This window comes from Coprococcus sp. RTP21204st1_G4_RTP21204_210225 (assembly GCF_040915385.1).
In the GTDB taxonomy this organism is placed as follows: domain Bacteria; phylum Bacillota; class Clostridia; order Lachnospirales; family Lachnospiraceae; genus Allocoprococcus; species Allocoprococcus comes.
Genome location: NZ_JBCPDP010000009.1, coordinates 30,733 through 50,059, shown reverse-complemented (window position 1 = coordinate 50,059; position 19,327 = coordinate 30,733). Strand labels below are relative to the sequence as shown.

Annotated in this window: 20 protein-coding genes; 4 read left to right on the top strand and 16 right to left on the bottom strand. The window is 44.0% G+C overall.

Annotation, left to right across the window (positions count from 1 at the left end; translation table 11 throughout):
* Window positions 1–70: 70 nt before the first annotated feature.
* Together AB5213_RS10120 and AB5213_RS10115 are read left to right on the top strand one after the other, a co-directional pair.
* On the top strand, window positions 71–913 hold the full coding sequence (locus tag AB5213_RS10120; RefSeq protein ID WP_055247647.1) for a YitT family protein: 843 nt from the start codon (window positions 71–73) through the stop codon (window positions 911–913).
* 103 nt (window positions 914–1,016) lie between these two features.
* A complete protein-coding gene (locus AB5213_RS10115) occupies window positions 1,017–1,730 on the top strand; it encodes a GTP pyrophosphokinase family protein (protein WP_242860798.1) in 714 nt (237 codons plus the stop codon).
* 75 nt (window positions 1,731–1,805) lie between these two features.
* On the opposite strand, the gene AB5213_RS10110 is transcribed toward AB5213_RS10115, so the two are convergent.
* Entirely contained in the window at window positions 1,806–2,807 is a 1,002-nt protein-coding gene (locus AB5213_RS10110) for an asparaginase (protein WP_173685802.1), read from the bottom strand.
* A gap of 29 nt (window positions 2,808–2,836) precedes the next feature.
* Window positions 2,837–3,373 carry an HD domain-containing protein gene (locus tag AB5213_RS10105; protein ID WP_368276648.1) on the bottom strand — a complete coding sequence of 179 codons (537 nt, stop codon included), beginning with the start codon at window positions 3,371–3,373 and terminating at the stop codon, window positions 2,837–2,839.
* A gap of 156 nt (window positions 3,374–3,529) precedes the next feature.
* On the opposite strand from AB5213_RS10105, the gene fabG reads away from it, so the two are divergent.
* Complete coding sequence (gene fabG, locus AB5213_RS10100; RefSeq protein ID WP_055262155.1) at window positions 3,530–4,264, top strand: 3-oxoacyl-ACP reductase FabG; 735 nt, start codon at window positions 3,530–3,532, stop codon at window positions 4,262–4,264.
* 3 nt (window positions 4,265–4,267) lie between these two features.
* Here the strand turns inward: fabG and AB5213_RS10095 are convergent, their stop codons facing one another.
* From AB5213_RS10095 to AB5213_RS10055, 9 genes are all read right to left on the bottom strand, one after another.
* Complete coding sequence (locus AB5213_RS10095) at window positions 4,268–5,023, bottom strand: hypothetical protein (RefSeq protein WP_368276647.1); 756 nt, start codon at window positions 5,021–5,023, stop codon at window positions 4,268–4,270.
* Window positions 5,024–5,228: 205 nt separating this feature from the next.
* Window positions 5,229–5,981 (bottom strand): exodeoxyribonuclease III, encoded by a 753-nt coding sequence (locus tag AB5213_RS10090; RefSeq protein ID WP_055247736.1) that lies wholly within the window; start codon window positions 5,979–5,981, stop codon window positions 5,229–5,231.
* A 29-nt stretch (window positions 5,982–6,010) separates the two neighbouring features.
* On the bottom strand, window positions 6,011–6,790 hold the full coding sequence (gene truA, locus AB5213_RS10085) for a tRNA pseudouridine(38-40) synthase TruA (protein WP_055247643.1): 780 nt from the start codon (window positions 6,788–6,790) through the stop codon (window positions 6,011–6,013).
* Window positions 6,791–6,844: 54 nt separating this feature from the next.
* Window positions 6,845–7,609: a type III pantothenate kinase gene (locus AB5213_RS10080; RefSeq protein ID WP_008371460.1), complete on the bottom strand. Its 765-nt coding sequence runs from the start codon at window positions 7,607–7,609 to the stop codon at window positions 6,845–6,847.
* 3 nt (window positions 7,610–7,612) lie between these two features.
* Window positions 7,613–8,278: an ECF transporter S component gene (locus AB5213_RS10075; RefSeq protein WP_173700001.1), complete on the bottom strand. Its 666-nt coding sequence runs from the start codon at window positions 8,276–8,278 to the stop codon at window positions 7,613–7,615.
* Window positions 8,279–8,334: 56 nt separating this feature from the next.
* Entirely contained in the window at window positions 8,335–9,534 is a 1,200-nt protein-coding gene (gene coaBC / locus AB5213_RS10070) for a bifunctional phosphopantothenoylcysteine decarboxylase/phosphopantothenate--cysteine ligase CoaBC (protein ID WP_008371456.1), read from the bottom strand.
* Between the two features lie 14 nt (window positions 9,535–9,548).
* Complete coding sequence (gene nrdR / locus AB5213_RS10065) at window positions 9,549–9,998, bottom strand: transcriptional regulator NrdR (RefSeq protein WP_022220817.1); 450 nt, start codon at window positions 9,996–9,998, stop codon at window positions 9,549–9,551.
* A gap of 118 nt (window positions 9,999–10,116) precedes the next feature.
* Window positions 10,117–10,812, bottom strand: coding sequence for an NUDIX hydrolase (locus AB5213_RS10060; RefSeq protein WP_211133753.1), 696 nt, complete (start codon window positions 10,810–10,812; stop codon window positions 10,117–10,119).
* Between the two features lie 81 nt (window positions 10,813–10,893).
* Window positions 10,894–11,151 (bottom strand): PRC-barrel domain-containing protein, encoded by a 258-nt coding sequence (locus AB5213_RS10055; protein ID WP_055156107.1) that lies wholly within the window; start codon window positions 11,149–11,151, stop codon window positions 10,894–10,896.
* Window positions 11,152–11,429: 278 nt separating this feature from the next.
* On the opposite strand from AB5213_RS10055, the gene arcC reads away from it, so the two are divergent.
* Window positions 11,430–12,359, top strand: coding sequence for a carbamate kinase (gene arcC, locus AB5213_RS10050; protein ID WP_215633596.1), 930 nt, complete (start codon window positions 11,430–11,432; stop codon window positions 12,357–12,359).
* A gap of 653 nt (window positions 12,360–13,012) precedes the next feature.
* Here the strand turns inward: arcC and AB5213_RS10045 are convergent.
* From AB5213_RS10045 to AB5213_RS10025, 5 genes are all read right to left on the bottom strand, one after another.
* The gene (locus tag AB5213_RS10045; RefSeq protein ID WP_022220821.1) at window positions 13,013–14,146 is read right to left on the bottom strand and encodes a toxic anion resistance protein; all 1,134 of its coding nucleotides are present in this window, start codon (window positions 14,144–14,146) and stop codon (window positions 13,013–13,015) included.
* 21 nt (window positions 14,147–14,167) lie between these two features.
* Window positions 14,168–15,544 (bottom strand): 5-bromo-4-chloroindolyl phosphate hydrolysis family protein, encoded by a 1,377-nt coding sequence (locus AB5213_RS10040; RefSeq protein ID WP_070098903.1) that lies wholly within the window; start codon window positions 15,542–15,544, stop codon window positions 14,168–14,170.
* Between the two features lie 14 nt (window positions 15,545–15,558).
* Window positions 15,559–16,110 carry a nicotinate-nucleotide adenylyltransferase gene (locus tag AB5213_RS10035; protein WP_195255642.1) on the bottom strand — a complete coding sequence of 184 codons (552 nt, stop codon included), beginning with the start codon at window positions 16,108–16,110 and terminating at the stop codon, window positions 15,559–15,561.
* 217 nt (window positions 16,111–16,327) lie between these two features.
* On the bottom strand, window positions 16,328–18,292 hold the full coding sequence (locus AB5213_RS10030) for an FtsX-like permease family protein (protein WP_368276646.1): 1,965 nt from the start codon (window positions 18,290–18,292) through the stop codon (window positions 16,328–16,330).
* Entirely contained in the window at window positions 18,285–19,052 is a 768-nt protein-coding gene (locus AB5213_RS10025; protein WP_195367959.1) for an ABC transporter ATP-binding protein, read from the bottom strand. The genes AB5213_RS10030 and AB5213_RS10025 overlap by 8 nt, the downstream gene beginning before the upstream one ends.
* Window positions 19,053–19,327: the final 275 nt, after the last annotated feature.

Genomic DNA, 19,327 nt, shown 5'->3' with positions numbered 1-19,327 from the left:
AAATCGGGTGATATTTTTTCAGTATTTCATCCGTTTTCTAAAACTTTATGAATCAATCGGGGAATATAAAATGAGAGAAAAAATCGAAAATTTTATTGCAATGAGCGGAGCAACTCTGCTGATCGCAGTAGGAACTTATTTTTTTAAGTTTCCAAACAACTTCACATTTGGCGGAATCACCGGTCTTGCCGTACTGATTGCCAAAACCGGACTTATTTCTGCTGCCGACTTTTCATTCGTTGCCAACATGTCACTTCTGATTCTTGGCGCAGTGATCCTCGGTAAAAAATTCGTTGCAAAGACAGCCTACTGCAGTGTCCTGCTTTCTGTTGCGCTTTCTTTATTTGAACGAATCTTTCCAATGAACCAGCCATTTACCAATCAGCCTATGCTTGAGGTAATGTTTGCGATTGCACTCCCGGCACTCGGTTCTGCAATCCTCTTCAATATCGGATCTTCCAGTGGCGGTACAGATATCATTGCCATGATCCTGAAGAAATTTACAAGTGTTGACATCGGACGTGCACTGGTTTGCTCCGACATTGCGATCACCGTTGCAGGTTTCTTTATCTTCGACGTAAAAACAGGACTTTATTCCTGTTTCGGACTGATCATCCGTTCCTTCCTTGTAGACAGCTTTATTGAAAGTCTGAACCTTTCCAAATATTTCAACGTTGTCTGCAGTAATCCGGAACCGATCTGCGATTATATCGTCCACTCACTCGGTCGAGGCGCCACAATCTGTGAAGCACACGGAGCCTTTACCGGTGAACAGAGATACATTATTTTTACAGCGCTGAACCGTCAGCAGGCAATCAAACTCCGTAACTTTATCAAGGCAAATGATCCTTCTTCCTTTATTCTGATTTCCAACACCAGCGAGATTATCGGAAAAGGATTCCATAGCATTTAAAAGATTGTTATTTTTAAGACATTTTCCATACTCTGTATACTATGCACCTTACCCCAGATATGCTATAATAATATAAGCAACCAGAATAAAGAGGAGTAATCATATGGAGACACAACTTAACCTGATTCCGGCTTCTGAGCATCCGACTGCACTGGAATCACAGTGGCTAAATGCGATTAGTCCGGCTGATTTTATCAATAATAATAAGAACTTTGATGTTCTGATGATGAAGTATCGCTGTGCGATCCGCGAGATCCAGACAAAGCTTGAAGTCCTGGATGATGAGTTTTCTGCAGTAAACAAACGCAATCCAATCTCATCTATCAAATCCCGTGTAAAAAGTCCTGCCAGCATCTATGAAAAGCTGCGCAGACGTGATCTGCCATTTACAGAGGATAGTATTGTCAAGAATTTGGACGATGTCGCCGGAATCCGGGTGATCTGCCCGTTTATCAGTGACATTTATACAATTGCCAACCTGCTCACTTCACAGGATGACATTACTGTTCTTAAGATCAAAGACTACATAAAAGCACCAAAGTCAAACGGTTATCGAAGCTATCATATGATCGTTGAGATTCCGGTTTTCTTTACAGAGGGAAAATTTCCAATGCGCGCCGAAATCCAGATCCGCACGATCGGAATGGATTTCTGGGCAAGTGTAGATCATCAGCTTCGTTACAAAAAAACAATCGGTGCTGACAAAGATATCGAGGCTATCGAAGCCGAACTTTTGAAATGTGCACAAACTGTAAGCGAGACTGACTGCCACATGGAAGAGATCAAAGACATGATCGGCGACTTTGAAAAAATCTAACCGGAAAATTAAATATTCAAAAAGAGGAAGGTGTTCCATTCATCCGGAACCCTTCCTCTTTTATTTGCATCTGCTTTATCCTCTCTTTGTAAAAAGGATATCGTGATTGATCTGCGTGTAGAATGCTTTCTGCATATTCTGTTCTTCTCTTCCCATCAGCCACATCAGCTTTGTGATCACTGCTTCCAGCGTCATATCATAGGCTTCGATCATATTGAAATCCTGCTTCACTTTTTTCCCGACTTCATAGACTGTCATATTACTTCCCTCATTGGCAACCTGTGTTGTCATCACGACAAATTTACCCTTACCTGACCATTTTTCCATCTCCTGATAGAATTCCTGAACAAGCGTCTGCGGAATACCACCTACGCCAAAGCTTTCAATTACCAGACAGTCATAGTGTTCAAACAGATAAGACAGAATATCCGGCTTCATTCCCGGGATCAGCTTTAATACATATACACTGTCTTTCATATCATAATAAAACTTAACTGCATGGCGGCACGGGATCTCCGGAATATACCGGACCAGGATACCATCCTGAATAACTGCAAGATACGGAAAATTAATACTCGAAAATGCATTGTAACTCTTTGCATGCTCTTTCTTTGCACGTGTTCCGACAATTACCTTTCCGTCAAATACAAGGTTGACCCCCTGGGAATCATCATCCGCCGCATAAATAAAGCTGTCCAGCAGATTTGTCTTCGCATCTGTCACATCCATATTGATTGGCTTCTGCGCGCCTGTAACAACAATCGGCTTGGCTGAATTCTGTATCATATAAGAAAGTGCCGCCGCTGTATATGCAAGCGTATCCGTGCCGTGGCAGATTACAAACCCATCATAATATGCATAATTGTCTTCCACTGCTTTTACCATCATTTTCCAGTGTTCCGGTGTTACATTCGTGCTGTCAAGATTACACACCTGCTTTGTCTGAACCTCACATACATTTTTTACAGCCGGAATATAAGATAAAATATCCTCCGGTGTCAGTCCCGGTGCCAGTCCATCCTTTGTCTGACGGGATGCGATCGTCCCACCTGTACCTAACATCAAAATCTTCTTCATCTTTGATTTTCCTCTCTTCTACCTCATTATTATCCAAAATTTTTGTCAATCAGACTACAGTATTCTTCAAATGCTTCCGTCTCTGCAAATGCTTCCCGTAATGCTTCTCTGACGCCTTTATAATACCATCCGATCGTTGCTTTGTCTTTCATTCGGAATCTGTTCCACAATTCCTCCCCACATACAGGATAATCCCGATCAATATCCCGCATATTCGACAGCTTGTCCGCAAGTCCGATCATCTGAACCTCAATTGGTGCTGTCTTAAGCCTTTCTATGGTTGCACTTTTTCTTTCCATCCAGGTCTTGGATTTATCTTCGCTTTCCTGTGATACGATTCCCGCAACTCTTGCTGAAAACATCTCTTTTAACACATTTGCATCCACACCCTCACAGTCCTCGATCGTATCATGCAGGATTGCTGCACTGATGATCTCCTCATCCTGTGTCATCGTGGATACTATCTTTCCTACTTCCATCGGATGTACAATATACGGTCTGTCGGTCCCCTTCCGATACTGACCTTCATGTACCTTGGTGGCAAAATCAATGGCTTTCTGTACCATGTTTTTCCTCCTCGCATCTGTATGACATTTTTTCAATATTTATCATAACACCAGCGTCTTTAAATCACAAGAAAATCAGTGTATAATATTGTCTGATTATGTAGAAAAAAATAACTGTAAAGTAATTCTTATAAATAGCAAAAGGAGTTTTTATAAATGAACAGAAAACAGATTCTTGTCACCGGCGCTTCCCGTGGAATCGGAAAAGCCTGCGCTATCCACTTTGCAAAAGAGGGATGGCATGTATTTTTAAACTGCAGCAAATCCATCAGTGAATTGCAGGCTACTGCTGATTTTATCACAAAGGAAACCTCCGGTTCCTGCGAAATCCTCCCAGGAGATGTAGGTGTTCCATCCGAAGTCGGACGTATCTTTGACCAGATTGAAATGTCCGGCTCCGGTCTTGACGTACTCATCAACAATGCCGGAATCGCATGGATGGGACTTCTGACGGATATGAGCATTGAAGAATGGAACCGAATGATTTCCACTAATCTTTCTTCCGCATTTTACTGCTGCCGCGCAGCACTTCCTTACATGATCCATCAGAAAGCGGGACGTATCATCAATATTTCTTCGATGTGGGGAACTGTCGGTGCTTCCTGTGAAGTCGCTTATTCTGCCACCAAATCCGGTCTGAACGGTCTTACCCGCGCACTTGCAAAGGAACTTGCGCCAAGCAATATCCAGGTCAATGCGATCGCCTGTGGTGTCATCGATACCGTAATGAACGATCTTCTGGATGCGGAAGAAAAAGCTGCCCTCGCAGAAGAAATCCCTGCCGGACGTTTCGGGACACCAGAAGAAGTCGCGCTTCTCGCATGGCAGCTTGCAAATGCCCCTGCCTATCTTACCGGGCAGATACTGGGTATGGACGGAGGATATATCTAACTCCTACTCCCAGATCTTGTCCCACTTCGCGTAAAGTGTGATACTGGATGCCGGGTATCTTTCGGATTCCCGGTTTTCCAGAAGCTTTGTCTGCTCCGTATATTTCTCATTCAGCTCATCTTCAAGAGTCCCATACTGCTCCTGTTTTGCAAGCTCTGCCAGTTCTTTTTCCTGCACAACTCCAGCATCAGTCCACGCATACCATCCTTCAAATCGATATCCGTCTTTCACTGCCGTTGGCATACATCCTTCACTTAACCGAAGGCTCTGCCCATACACAGTATAGTCTGCCGCAAATTTTCTTTTGTTCTTTCCTTTATTCTGCCCGGCTTCAAGCTCTTCACCATTTCCCCTTGTCGCAAACAGCCCTCTTCCGCCTGCTGTTGCCGTACCGTAATTCTCGATCTCACCACCTGCAGCATCATAATAAATAACCGTATAAGGTGCCCAGACATATGCCGTACCAAACTTTTCTGTCTCTGGTCCTGTCCCATTTCTGTCAAACCGGAATCCGTAATGGTATTCTTTTCCTTCATAAAAATAAGTGAAAAATCCTGGTATTCCTGCAGGGATCCCAACCTCCTGATTTACCGACTTGTGAAAATCAAACCGGATCAGCTCTGCTCCATCCGGTGTCTCCCCATCATCTGCGTAAACCGATATTCCTGCACTATTGCACGCCCAGACAATCACTCCACCAAACATCACCAGCAGCAAATACCGAACTATCATCGTCCAGATACTTCCAATCCGTTCCATACATGTCCCTCCTCATCCCAAAAGCTAAATTACCCATGTATATTTATATGCAGGCAGAATTTTATATATTCCCTCAAACAGAATCATCCACTATCCCTGAACAAAAAATTTCAAAAAAATAAACTGATCAGATTCCATCGCACAAAAGTGAATCTGATCAGTTTATTTTTTTACAATTTGATGTCGCAGCTTATCGATCTCACCCCTACTTAAAATCCAGTTCCACCGGACAGTGGTCAGACCCAAATACATTTGTCAGAATCTTCGCATCTTCCAATCTGCTTTCCAGTGCTTTTGATGTACAGAAGTAATCGATACGCCAACCTGCATTCTTTTCTCTTGCCTTAAACCGGTAGGACCACCAGGAATAAATTCCTTCTTTATCCGGATAGAAATAGCGGTAAGTATCAATGAATCCAGCATCCAGAAGTGCTGAGAATTTTGCTCGCTCTTCATCTGTAAATCCGGCATTCTTCCGGTTGGTCTTTGGATTCTTCAGATCAATTTCTTTGTGTGCCACATTCAAATCTCCACAGAAGATCACCGGTTTTGTCTCTTCCAGCTTTTTAAGATAAGCAAGAAACGCATCTTCCCAGGTCATACGGTAGTCAAGTCTTGCCAGTTCGCTCTGGGAGTTCGGTGTATACACGGTAATAAAATAAAAATCCTCAAATTCCAGTGTGATCACGCGCCCTTCCTGATCATGTTCTTCTATCCCAAGTCCGTAAGTAACCGATAACGGCTCTTTCTTTGTAAAAATTGCAGTCCCTGAGTATCCTTTTTTCACAGCCGAGTTCCAGTACTGGTGATATTCCGGCAGATCAAGTACAAGCTGCCCTTCCTGCATCTTTGTCTCCTGCAGACAGAAAATATCCGCATCTGCATCTTTAAAAAAATCCATAAATCCTTTCTGCACACATGCACGGATTCCATTTACATTCCATGAAATAAACTTCATCTCTTCTCTTTCCTCCATTTCTTTGGTTTTTATTTTTCGCTGATCTTCTGTACCGCTTTTTTAAGCTCCGCTTCTGTATAAAAAACACGGCCTAAAAACAGACCCTTCGCCGGTGCCGGAAAACCAGATTTCTTTCGGTCTTTCGCTTTCAGAATCTCCGGTATCTCTTCCGCTTTTATTTTCCCGATTCCCACATCCAGAAGCGTTCCGGTAAGTATCCGGACCATATGATATAAAAATCCATCTCCGATCCACGATAACGTAAGTGTATCCTTTTCATACACGATCCCGACCGCATAAATCGTCCGTACCGTATCTTTGTCCTCTTTCAAATCCGTAAAGGCGGAAAAATCGTGGGTTCCCATCAGATACTCTGCTGCTTTTTCCATCGCAGCGATATCGACCGGATGTGGAAAATGAAACCGGTATTTCCGATGAAATACTTCCATCTTGTCACGCAGATCAATCTGATACTCATAGCATTTCCCGACCGCACTCTTTCTTGCATGAAAATCCCGTTTTTCTCTGCTGATATCCAGCACTCTGATATCTTCCGGGAGAAGTGCATTTAACTGCTTCTTAAAACTGTCCATATCAATTTCTTGTTCCAGATACAGACTGCACTCCTGCCCTAACGCATGTACACCACTATCCGTTCTTCCTGAACCACTGACCACCGTCTTTTTCCCTGCAATTTCTGAAATCCGCCGTTCCAGAATTCCCTGTACAGTAAGTTCCGTATTCTCCTGTCTCTGCCATCCACGATACGCCGTTCCATCATAGGCAACTGTTATCCGGTAAGTATTCATCCTTTTATAAAAGGGGCGAAAACTTTATAAGTCCTCGTCCCTGTCACCTTTCTGTTATCTGTTTTTCCGGTAAATGATCAGAAGTCCTTTCAGGAGCAGATCGTCATCCAGTATGACCTCTCTCTTGCAGTACGGAACAATCTTCTTGGAAAGTCCACCTGTTGCGATTGCAGTCATCGGCTGTCCAATCGCTTCCTCAATCCGGTCAATAATTCCATCAATTGCCGCTGCACTGGAATAGAGAACACCACTCTTCATACATTCGATCGTATTCTTTCCGACAATCCGCTTCGGTGCTTCCAGACCGATTCCCTGAAGCTGGGATGCATTTTCCGTCAGGGCGTTCAGTGAAATATTCACTCCCGGATAGATCATGCCTCCGATATAATTTTTCTTTTCATCGATCACACTGACTGTTGTCGCCGTTCCCAGATCGAAAATCATCATCGGTGCTTTGTATTCTGCAATTCCGGCAACTGCATTTGCCACCAGATCACTTCCGAGCTGTGCCGGATTATCCATCAGGATATTGAGTCCGTTCTTCACGCCAGGTCCGATGACCAGTGTCTCTTTTTTCAGAATCTTTTCTGCCGCCTCTTTTACGACATATGTAATCTGCGGAACTACCGAGCTGATGATCGCTCCTTCCAGCTTCTCCGGTTTGATTCCGTGAATATCCAGAACCATCTTAATATCAATCGCATATTCCAGTTCCATCTTTGTCTTGATCGTGGAAAGTCTTTCGATAAAATAGGTTTTGTTGTCATCCACACATCCAAGTACAATATTTGTATTTCCTATATCAATCGCAAGTATCATTTTTTACACTCCTAATCTTTCCTGTACCCCTTTTTTCATCAGTGTTTTCCCAAGTACCAGCGTGATCACCGCCGCTACGATCGCCTCCGGAATCCCATTGATTCCGATAATGCTCAGAATAAATCCATATACCGCCTTTACGGTAATACCATTGGCTGCCGCATAATCATTTCTGAAAAATACAAAAATAAGATTCATGACAAGAAGCGTATTGGTCAGTGCTCCGGAAAGTCCTGCCGCAATCAGTCCAACAGAGGATACTCCATTATTCTTTGAAAGCTTCTTAACCAGACGGTAAACATAAAACGGTACTACACCGATCAAAATACGTGGCACAAAACAGATGATCAGACTTCCGATCCCTCCACTGTATTCACCCAAACTGTAAAATGGGGTAAATACGAATGATGTCAATGTCGGATTTATCGTATTATTGATAAAACTTGTAAAACCAAACACGCCTCCAAGCGCTGCGCCCTTCTTCGGTCCAAGCATCAGCGATCCCATGATCACCGGGATATGGATGATCGTCGCCCTTGTAAATCCCAATGGGATATATCCGATAAACGGGGTGAATGCCAGCACTACAATAAGTGCTGCGAAGATTGCCATCTGTACGAGTCCTTTTGTTTTGGACATGGATGTAGTACGTTCATTGCCTTGATTCATTTTTCTTTTCCTCCTGTTACTATTCTCTTTACGAGATACAATACATTTTGGCTTTTTTATTTATTCATACACTCCAGAATCTTGTCAAGAATACAAGCTGCTGTCTCTTCCTTGCTGATCATTGGAAGTGCAGTCTCATCTTCCTTCGTGATCAGCGTCATCTGATTTGTATCGCCCTGAAATCCTGCTCCGGCAACTTTAAGATTATTTGCCGCGATCATATCCAGCTTCTTCTTTTCAAGCTTCTTTCTGGAATTTTCAACCATATTCTCGGTTTCCATCGAAAATCCACACAGGAACTGTCCGTCTTTTCTGTGCTCTCCGAGATATTTCAGAATATCGTCTGTCTTTTCCAGTTCCAGACTCATCTCACTGTCCGATTTTTTCACCTTTTCATCCGCAATATGCTTTGGCCGGTAATCTGCAACCGCTGCTGCTTTACACACAATGTCTGCATCTGCTGCCTCTTCCTTTACCGCCTCGAACATTTCCTTTGCAGTCGTGACCGGAACAATCTTCACAAACATCGGCTTTTTGATCTCTGTCGGTCCGGTGACAAGCGTAACATCCGCTCCTCTTGCCACAGCAACGCGTGCAAGAGCATATCCCATCTTACCGGATGAGTGATTCGTAATGTAGCGCACCGGGTCGATTGCTTCTCTTGTCGGTCCTGCTGTGACAAGAATTTTCTTTCCGGTCAGATCTTTCTCATAAGCAGTATCCCGGTAAATATATTCATACAAAGTCTCCGCTTCCGGCATCTTCCCGGCTCCGTTATCTCCGCATGCCAGATGTCCACTTGCCGGCTGGATCACTTCATATCCATAATGCTCCAGAAGTTTTAAATTATCCTGTACGACCGGATTCTCATACATTCTTGTATTCATCGCCGGTGCAAGGATCTTCTTACATTCGGCACATGCCATCACAGTCGTAGTCAGCATATCATCTGCAATCCCGTGTGCCAGCTTGCCGATCACATTTGCCGTGGCAGGTGCGATCATCACAATATCTGCCCATTTTGCCAGTGTCACATGCTCCACACTGTACTCAAAATTGCGGTCAAATGTATCGATCAGGCACTTATGCTGTGTCAGCGTCTCAAATACCAGCGGATTGATAAAATTCGTTGCATTCTGTGTCATCACAACTTTCACATCGTATCCTGTCTTTACCAGCATACTTGCCAGTGTTGCAATCTTGTACGCCGCGATACCGCCGGTCACGCAGAGCAATACTGTCTTTTTCCGTTCCATTTGTCTTTCCCCTTTTATTCTAATATTTTCTTCAGTTCATCCATGAAGGTATTCACGTCTTTAAATTCCCTGTATACCGATGCAAAACGTACATAAGCAACCGGATCCAGCTTTTTCAGGCTTTCCATAACAATCTCACCGATCTGGCTGCTCGGAATTTCTTTCTCTTCCCGGCTGAAAATCGCTGTCTCGATCGAGTCGATCGTTGCCTGAATATCTGCTGCCGCTACCGGACGTTTATAGCACGCCCGGAGTACTCCGCCTTCCAGCTTAGTACGGTCATACTGCTCGCGGTTGTTGTCCTTCTTGATCACGATCAGCGGTATGGTCTCCACCTTCTCATAGGTTGTAAAACGCTTGTTGCACGCATCACAGGATCTTCTCCTTCTGATTGTCGTTCCGTCATCTGCCGGTCTTGAGTCGATGACTCTTGTATCAATGTTACCACAATATGGGCACTTCATCTTTTTTCCTCCTGCCTGGTTCTTGATTGATTCTACTGCCGAATCACGCACATTTTTAATGTCTATAGTATAAATCCTGTATACAGGGTTGTCAACAAATTCACACTTTATCAAAAGGCTATATAAGCCGGCTTTCCACCAGCTTCCATGCCTGTACGATCAGTGCCGCATGGTCACAGGCGATCCGGTCCGATTCTTTTACCTTATAATAAGTCTCTCTTACCAGTCCACTTCTTTCCTTTTTTTCAACGATCGCCGAAATTGTAAGCTCTGCTTCTTTATTTTCCAATGCCAGTCGATAAATGGTTCTCTTCCAATCTCCATCCTCCTTCACCGATTCTGTCTGACAATGAAGCTGCATCCACTTTGCATCCGCCGCATCGTCACCAGCCTGCACCTTTACCTGCCCTTCATCCACAACCGAAAGATATGCCGATGTAATAATCCGTGCCCTCGGATCACGGGTCGCATTCCCATAGACTGCAAACTGCTCCATCGGAAGATCCGCCACGCCGGTCTCTTCGGTCAGTTCTCTTCTTGCCGTATCTTCCAGATTCTCATGAAGTTCAATAAACCCACCCGGCAGCGCCCACCAGCCAATGCTCGGATGATTCCGCCTTTTCACCATCAGAACTTTCCATTCTCCGTCCACTACCTTTCTTTTGCAGGAGAATATAACTGCATCGGTTGTCACACAAGGATTCTTATATTTATAAGGATCATACTCTTCCAGAAATTCTTCCAGCGTCTGTCCCTTTTCATTTTCGTTTCCGTTTCCCCGGAATGGCTCGATTTCTTTAAAAAATGCTGTCATTTTTCTTCTCTCCTTTGTCTTTTTACTTGTTCTCATTTATTTCACTGAGCAGTCTGTACTCTTCTTCCTCTTTTACTATTCTTATTTACACGGCTTCAGACATTTGTCCTCTTTAATTTCCACAAGAATAATATCCTCTCCAATCCTGCGAATACACTCAAACGGAATAATATACTCCGCATCATACCCAAGAAATCCACAGATTCTTCCCGGTCCCGGTACGATTAATGCCTCCACACACCCTGAACAGATATTGATCTGCAGATCTGCAACAAACCCGAGCCGCTTGCAGTCACATATGTTGATGACCTCACGCTCTTTTAATCCGCAAAATCGAATCCGTTCCTCTTTCATACTGCACCATCCATCGGACTTCTTATTATATTATATGAACATCTCCCCTTGTTGTCAGCATGTTTTCTAAAAATCCCCGTCCTTGTGCCATTTAGCTTCTGCCCACCAGTAATTCCTTTTTATACTGTGCATTTTTGCCAACTAATGATTGCAATTTCCATAAAAAAATACTATAATTTTTATATATTTTTTATCGCTGTTGTCTGCGTTATATGTTTTTCATAGGCAGACAATTCAAATTCTGAGAAACAGAGGGATGTAATATGAAGAAAAAAGTTGTTGTTGCATTAGGACACCGCGCACTCGGAACCACACTTCCGGAGCAGAAGGTTGCCGTTAAAAAAACTGCAGTTTCCATTGCAGATCTTGTTGAAGAAGGATACCAGGTAGTAATCACACACAGTAATGGACCTCAGGTTGGTATGATCCATACTGCTATGAACGAATTCAGCACCAATCATCCGGATTATACCGCTTCTCCGATGTCAGTCTGCTCTGCTATGTCGCAGGGTTACATCGGATACGACCTGCAGAATGCGATTCGCGAAGAACTGATCGGACGCGGCATCTATCGCAGCGTATGCACCGTTATCACACAGGTAACTGTTGATCCATATGACGAAGCATTCTATACACCAACCAAGATTGTCGGACGTATCATGAGCGCAGAAGACGCTGCCGCTGAACGTAAAAAGGGCAATTATGTAGTAGAAGTTCCTGGTCAGGGCTTCCGCCGTGTCGTTGCTTCTCCAAACCCGGTTGATATCGTAGAAGTTGATGCCATCCGCACCCTTACCGATGCAGGACATATTGTAATCGCCTGCGGTGGTGGCGGAATCCCGGTACTCCAGCAGAACAATCATCTCAAAGGTGCCAGCGGAGTCATCGAAAAAGATCTTACTGCCGGCAAGCTTGCTGAACAGATTGATGCTGATGAACTCATCATCCTGACCAGTGTAGAAAAGGTATGCTTAAACCACGGAAAAGAAGATGAAGAAGAACTCGATACTATCTCCGTAGAACAGGCTAAGCAGTACATGGATGAAGGACACTTCGGAATCTACAATATGCTTCCAAAATTCCAGGCATCCGTAGGATTCATAGAAAAGAAAGAGGGAAGAAGTGCTCTGATTACTTCTTTTGATACTCTGAAAGATGCTCTGAAGGGTAAAACCGGAACTGTTATTGAATAAATGTACAAAAGGGACGACATAAAGGACTCCGTTTTCTGTGGGTAGAAATGGTGAAGAGTCCGTAGAGAAAAAATGCACCAGTAATTTGGATACCGGGCTGATTCGCGGAATAATCCTGATGATTATTCCACTCAGCAGCCCTCTGGATTTCGTGCTTGTAGCACGAAACCAGATCCGAATTACTGGTGCATTTTTTCTAACGGACTCTAGCACCGTTTCTAATCACAGAAAACGGAGCTCTTTATGTCTGTGCGCTGGCAAACTTTTAATTTTAAGAAGCTCCTCACCAAGTATCCTATTATTCCTACCGCCTGTCATCTCCTCCACTCGCACCCACCCCATAACGGGGGCAGCCTCCAGGCGTCCCCCCGTGGAATACAGCAAGGCAGGGACAAGTAAATTCTGTTTTTTTATGTTAGAAAGCGGCGATTAGAGTCCGTTGTAAAAAGGCAGCCGGTAATTTGGATCTGGTTTCGTGTTTCATACACGAAATCCAGAGGACTGCTGAGCCGAATAATCATCAAGATTATTCAGCGAATCAGTCCGGTATCCAAAATTACCGGCTGCCTTTTTACCTACGGACTCTTCGCCGCTTTCTCCTCATAAAAAAACAGAATCTACTTGTTCCGGCCTGTATGTCATCCACCAAATGCTTACCCCTGAACCTGTAACAGCTTCGCTTTCAGTTCAGCTTCGATGCGCTGCATTTCCACCTCTGCCTGCTGACGTTTCTGGCGGCCTTCCTGTTGAATCTGCATGACTTCATCGAAAGTTGCGATCAGCGATTCATTGGTTGCTTTTAAGGTTTCAATATCTACGATTCCACGCTCGGATTCTTTGGCAGTCTCTACAGTAGCAATCTTCAGCTTTTCTGCGTTCTTGCGCAGGAGTTCATTGGTCATATCGTTGACCTCTCTCTGGGCTGCGGCTGCCTGTGCGGAATGTTCTACACCAAGGGCGAGTACCATCTGACTTTTCCAGAGTGGGATCGTATTGACGAGTGTAGACTGGATTTTTTCTGCCATCATTGTGTCGTTTCCCTGTACCAGACGGATCTGTGGTGCGGTCTGCATGGCGATTGTCTTGGTCAGTTCCAGATCATGCAGTTTTTTCTCAAAACGTTCACATCTGGAATCCAGATCTTTTGCTGCCTGTGCATCCTCGGCAAGTCCACTTGCCATCGCTTTATTCTTCAGTTCCTGTAGCTCGCCGTTTCTTGTCTCGGCAAGCTTCTGCTTTCCGGCAAGCACATACATGGCCAATTCTTTATAATATGTCAGGTTCACTTCATACATCTTGTCCAGAAGCGCAATGTCTTTCATAAGCTGCACTTCGTGAGATTCCAGTGCTTTGACAATATTGTTTACATTGGTTTCTGCTTTTGCATATTTGGCTTTCATTGCCTGGATCTTGTTTCCGCCTTTTTTGAAAATTCCGAGGAATCCTTTTTCCTCTTCCTCATCAAATCCTTTCAGTTCTGTCACCACATCACTTAACAGTGTGCCAACCTCTCCAAGATCTTTTGTTTTTACATTTTCCAGTGCTTTTTCTGAAAAATCTGCGATCTTCTTCTGGGTTCCGGCTCCGTACTGAAGAATCATGTTCGAATTGGCGAGATCAATTTTTTCTGCAAATGCACTGACCATATTCTTTTCTTCCGGTGTCAGGACGATCTCCGGTGTTTCCGGTTCTGTCTCCTGATAAATCTGCGGAGTCTCTTTTTTTTCTTCCTGGAATGGATCCAGCGTCAGCTCCGGTGTCACATTAAATTCTTCAAAATCGTTCATACTCTTCTTCCTCCTGCGACTTTATTTTTTCATTCCGTCCTCTTTCAGACCTTCCTGTGCAAGCATGGTATTCAATACGGAAATATCCGATGAGACATCCCACATGGTATCCTGAAACAGGTCATCCAAAAGCTTCTCAAACGCCGTATTTAAAGTATCGAGCGTTGCCTCAATCTCACGTTTTGCAGTCTGGATATTTTCTCCATCAACCGGCTGTCTGTCAAGCTGTTCATATGCTTCCAGAAGCTTGATCGTCGTTGGAAGATAATATTCCATCAACTTACGGATATCCGAAACTGACTGTGGATTTTCTTCCACCCGGTCGAAGATCCGGTCTACCAGCATCTCCATCCGGCTGATCTTTGCGGAAATCTCTTCTCCCGGAATGGCTTCATTACACTCGTGGATCTTTCTGATAAAAGCATCCCCCTGGTCAATGATCTTCTGCACCTCCGGTGCCAGCTTTTCATTCTTTGCTTCTTTTTCTTTTGTATTTTCCTGTGTCTTCTCTTCTTTCTTTACCGGCTCTTCCGCTTTCGACTGCTGTCTGCGGGTTTCGATCTGTAAATATTCTTCATAAGCACGGTTTGACAGGATCAGGCATTTCTTCTCACCATCCATGTGCCCCTGACGGAACCAGCCTTTAGAAATCATTCTTTCCAGATCCTTTGTCACAAATTTTATGGATTTTCCGGAATTGCTTCCGATCTCCGAAATATTGCAATACTCTCTGCCTGCAATCCTGCGGCTGTAGTTCTTGAATCTTCCAACCTGTTTCAGAAGCTTAATGCCCCATCCTGTGATCATGCCACTTGCTGCCGTAAACAGTCCAAATACCGCTCGCATGATCCATAAAGCCCCCGGACTTTCCGGCAAAGAAGCAATACAAGATGCAAGGAACAGAATCAGAAATATAAGTGCTATGCTTCCGCCTGCTGCGATCATGACAATTCCGCCTGCCTTTGTTCCCGTCGTCGATCCATACAAGACAGGTGACTGCTGTGCATTGCTGTATCCATACCGGCTGCTGCCCTGTGATTCCGCCTTATAGTCCTGCATATCCGGATTCCATGCTCTTCCATTTCCATCCGTTCCGCTCCACCTGTAAGTTCCAAACGGAGGTACACCTCCTCCAGGCGTTCTTCCCCATCTGTCAGCCCCGCCCATCTGTCCATATCTTCCACGCGGTCCTCCCGGACCTCTTCCCATATTTCTCGTTGCCTGATCAAACGCATTTCCAAAAGAACGCATGCCCTGTTCCGCGCCATTTACTGCACCGTTCACTGCCCGGTTGATCGTATCTGTGATCGTCTGGTTCAGCTTCCGGTAATCCTGCGAGTCTACAGCATCCTGCACGGTTCGTCTGATTTCTTCTCCAAATCTTTCCCAATCCTGCATTTTCAGCTTCTCCTTTATTTTGAAAACTTGATTCTGTCGTCAATTCCGTGCGAAAGAACATACTCAAAAACGGTCTTTGGCACCAGATCATCCCACTTTTCATCTGCCAGGATCCTCTGCCGGATCTGGGAACCTGATACCCCTTTTTCCTCTTTGGTCCTTCTCCAGAGAACTTCCACCGGAATTCCAAGCTTCTCAAAACGTTTCTCATTGTTCGCAGTCCATTCATCACAGATACTCATAAAGCAGACCGCCCCCTCCGGCAGATACTGCCCCAGATATTCCACTCTGTCAATCGGAAATGGGATGATCTCAAACTCTTCTCTTGGCACTCCGAAACTGAGCAACGTATCACGAAGCATCTCATAACGCTCAATATAAGTCAGAGGATTAGCGCTCCGTCTTACCCGGTAATTGTCTTCCTCACCCCCTGATACGTGCAGATCATCCGACATAGTGATTCCTATATAAAGCCTTTTGCAGCGCATCTTTGCCGCCAGAATATATTCCACATGTTTGAGATGCAGAATCTGAAATCTTCCATATACCAGCCCTTTTTCTATCATTTATACGTCCCTTGCTTTCTGTAATTTTATCTTTTCAATGATGTTGAGGTCAAAAGGTATTTTAACCCTTTTGATACCAGATTGCTACGTGCTTTGCACTCTCGCAATCCTTTTCAATTAGTCTATCTGTATTCTACTACAGAACGGTCGTTCTTAGCAAGAAATACCTCTATATACGACAAAAAGATGACTTTCGTCACCTTTTTGTCTTTTTCTTCTATTCAACGATTTTATAATATTCTTTTGCTGTTATCACAAATACGATCACATAAAAGACGGCAAAGATTCCCACTGTACCGGCAGTGCATCCGAAGAACAGCTTTGTATTTTTCAGATAAAATACGGCTAAAAGCTTTGTGATCACCGGAAATGCAACTGCAATATGAATGATCGCCATCACAAGCGGCAAGAAGAATACCATCAGGATCTGGCTGCGTATCGAACTTTTGACCTCGCGTTTGCTCATCCCTACCTTCTGCATGATCTGATAGCGTTCTCTGTCATCAAAGCCTTCGGAAATCTGTTTGTAATAAATGATCAGCACCGTTGCCATCAGGAACAGGCTTCCAAGATACATCCCAATAAAAAACACACCGCCATACAGACCAAAGAAAGTCTCTTTTTCAAGATATCTTCCCTGTACACCAGTATTTTCAAATTCACTTTCTGCCTGTGCTTTCAGCTCTTTGACAGCTTTCAGCTTCTGATCTTCGCTGCCCCTTAAATTGAATGACTCCCTCCATTTTACCGGTTTGTCCTCTGCCTCGAGCTGGTATTTTTCCAGATAATCTTTCATAAACTCTTTTTCATCACTGACGATCATATAATATACATTTTCTGTATTAGAATCACTCTTCTTTCCAAAAGGTGCAGTATCCAGTTCCTTCTTAACCATCCATGTTTCCTCATCAATCCGGATCGTATCCTTTCCATAATTTTCCCCATTTGTAAAAAGAATGGCTTCCTTATCCCCAAGCTCCAACCTTTCGCCGGTCAGCTGATTATAATCTGCCAACCTAATCACATCAAAAAACACCACATCGAATGACGAATAATCCTTTATCATCGCAGAGGTATATTCTTCTCCGTTTTTTATCTTAACAAGCTCTGCCAGATGCCAGCTCTTCTCATCTGTGATCTCTACCTGATTATCTCGGCAGATCTTTTCCACCATGTCGTGCAGCTTCTGATTTTCCGCATCATCAGATACTGAATTTGTAATATACACTTCCTGTGGATACCTTGTTCTTAAGACATCCTCCTTTCCGATGTACAAAGATACGGTAGACGAAATGGTCACCAGAACCATAGTACTGAGCACACAGATATTTGACAGCCCGACTGCATTCTGTTTCATCCGGTAAAGCATGCCGGATACGGATATAAAATGCTTTGTTTTATAATAGAAATTTTTGTTTTTCCGAAGCAGCTTTAAAAAAGCTATACTCCCTGCTGTAAAAAGTGCATAGGTTCCGATAATGACACAGATTACTGCGACAAAGAAAAGTTGAAGCGCCTTAAGTGGTTCTTTTGTCGTAATCGCAATGTAATAACCGATCCCAAGGAAAATGATGCCAGCCACAGTCAGAAGCCATTTGGTTTTCGGCTCCCGCTCGCCCTGACTCCCCGCATGCAAAAGCTCGATCGGATTGGCAAGCCGGATCTGCAAAAGATTATAGATCAGAGTCAATGCAAAGATCAGCGTGAAAAAGAGAACGGTATTTCCGGCAATCTCCCATGACATCCGAAATGCCAGTTTATCGTCATAATGAATCATTCTTTTCAGAAGTGCATACATCAGCTTTGCAAGCGCAGTTCCGAAAAAGATTCCACCCAGAATACTGACCGCACCGGTTACAACCGTCTCAATCACCAGCATTTTCGCAAGCTGCGGTTTCCCCATTCCGAGAATGTGATACACTCCGATTTCTCTTTTCCTTCTTTTGATCAGAAAACTGTTGGTGTAAAATAGAAAGATCAGTGCAAATATTTCAATTACATGAACACTCAGACTTAAAATGATCTGTAATGCTTCCTGGTTCATTGGCGAATTTGCCGCCAGATTTGCCATCATATAATACATCATCACCGTTAAAATGGCCGTCAATACATAGGGAATATATGACTTCCGGTTATTTTTCAGATTGGAAATGGCAAGCTTTGTGTAAATCGATCTATTCACGGTGCTCACCTCCTGTTGTGAGAACCGTCAAGGTATCAGTGATCTTCTGGTACATCTCGTCACTGGTCAGATTGCCACGGTAAAGCTGATGGAAAACTTCCCCATCCTTGATGAAGAGGACTCTCTTTGCCGTGCTCGCTGCTTTGACACTGTGCGTTACCATGACAATCGTCTGCCCGTTATCGTTGATCGCATTAAAGAGTCCCAGAAGTTCATCCGTCGATCTGGAATCCAGCGCACCGGTCGGTTCATCGGCAAGGATCAGCTGCGGTTGTGTGATTAGAGCACGTGCAACGGCTGCTCTCTGCTTCTGCCCACCGGATACTTCATATGGATATTTGTTCAGAAGCTTACTGATCCCCAGCTGCTCTGCGATCGGCGCGATCCGGCTCTCCATTTCCGTGTATTTCTTTCCAGACAGGACCAGCGGAAGGAAAATATTATCCTTCAGGGTCAGTGTATCCAAAAGGTTGAAATCCTGAAAGACGAATCCAAGATTCTGCCGCCGGAATGCTGCCATCTCTTTTTCCCGGATCTTGCCGAGATCATTCCCTTTTAAGTAAACCTTTCCACCAGTCGGCTTATCAAGTGCCGCCAGGATATTCAGAAGTGTAGTTTTGCCGCTTCCGCTTTCTCCCATAATTGCTACATATTCGCCTGCTTCTACGGAAAAGCTGACGTTATGCAGCGCCTCTACCTGGTTTCCTCCGAAACGGGTTGTGTATATCTTTTTTACGTTCTTTACGTCAAGTAATGCCATGGTTTTTATGACCTGCCCTTCTTTTTTATTTGATAAAGTCATTATAAAAAAGTAAGGGATTTCCTTCCATCGAAGTAAATGACAATTTGTGTGGGGTTTCTTACATTTTTGTAAGGATCGGGTTGGAAAAGACTCATTTTGGTGAAAGAGACGCCGCCAGAAAAAATAAATATTCCAAATTCCTTTGTGCAAACCATTCCGATGAACCACTTAGGACGGGAATCATGTTCGGCAATGGCCTCCATGATTCCTGTGTTTCATCTCCATTGCACAAA

What these genes read in the sequence shown, in the direction of transcription:
- AB5213_RS10115 (WP_242860798.1), top strand. Translation starts at nt 1,017, where the DNA reads ATGGAGACACAACTTAACCTGATTCCGGCTTCTGAGCATCCGACTGCA.
- truA (WP_055247643.1), bottom strand. Translation starts at nt 6,790, where the DNA reads ATGAATACTTACCGGATAACAGTTGCCTATGATGGAACGGCGTATCGT.
- nrdR (WP_022220817.1), bottom strand. Translation starts at nt 9,998, where the DNA reads ATGAAGTGCCCATATTGTGGTAACATTGATACAAGAGTCATCGACTCA.
- AB5213_RS10025 (WP_195367959.1), bottom strand. Translation starts at nt 19,052, where the DNA reads ATGGCATTACTTGACGTAAAGAACGTAAAAAAGATATACACAACCCGT.
- AB5213_RS10090 (WP_055247736.1), bottom strand. Translation starts at nt 5,981, where the DNA reads ATGAAGTTTATTTCATGGAATGTAAATGGAATCCGTGCATGTGTGCAG.
- AB5213_RS10105 (WP_368276648.1), bottom strand. Translation starts at nt 3,373, where the DNA reads ATGGTACAGAAAGCCATTGATTTTGCCACCAAGGTACATGAAGGTCAG.
- AB5213_RS10060 (WP_211133753.1), bottom strand. Translation starts at nt 10,812, where the DNA reads ATGACAGCATTTTTTAAAGAAATCGAGCCATTCCGGGGAAACGGAAAC.
- AB5213_RS10095 (WP_368276647.1), bottom strand. Translation starts at nt 5,023, where the DNA reads ATGGAACGGATTGGAAGTATCTGGACGATGATAGTTCGGTATTTGCTG.
- fabG (WP_055262155.1), top strand. Translation starts at nt 3,530, where the DNA reads ATGAACAGAAAACAGATTCTTGTCACCGGCGCTTCCCGTGGAATCGGA.
- AB5213_RS10080 (WP_008371460.1), bottom strand. Translation starts at nt 7,609, where the DNA reads ATGATACTTGCGATTGATATAGGAAATACAAATATTGTACTTGGATGT.
- AB5213_RS10120 (WP_055247647.1), top strand. Translation starts at nt 71, where the DNA reads ATGAGAGAAAAAATCGAAAATTTTATTGCAATGAGCGGAGCAACTCTG.
- AB5213_RS10035 (WP_195255642.1), bottom strand. Translation starts at nt 16,110, where the DNA reads ATGATAGAAAAAGGGCTGGTATATGGAAGATTTCAGATTCTGCATCTC.
- AB5213_RS10040 (WP_070098903.1), bottom strand. Translation starts at nt 15,544, where the DNA reads ATGCAGGATTGGGAAAGATTTGGAGAAGAAATCAGACGAACCGTGCAG.
- coaBC (WP_008371456.1), bottom strand. Translation starts at nt 9,534, where the DNA reads ATGGAACGGAAAAAGACAGTATTGCTCTGCGTGACCGGCGGTATCGCG.
- arcC (WP_215633596.1), top strand. Translation starts at nt 11,430, where the DNA reads ATGAAGAAAAAAGTTGTTGTTGCATTAGGACACCGCGCACTCGGAACC.
- AB5213_RS10110 (WP_173685802.1), bottom strand. Translation starts at nt 2,807, where the DNA reads ATGAAGAAGATTTTGATGTTAGGTACAGGTGGGACGATCGCATCCCGT.
- AB5213_RS10075 (WP_173700001.1), bottom strand. Translation starts at nt 8,278, where the DNA reads ATGAATCAAGGCAATGAACGTACTACATCCATGTCCAAAACAAAAGGA.
- AB5213_RS10045 (WP_022220821.1), bottom strand. Translation starts at nt 14,146, where the DNA reads ATGAACGATTTTGAAGAATTTAATGTGACACCGGAGCTGACGCTGGAT.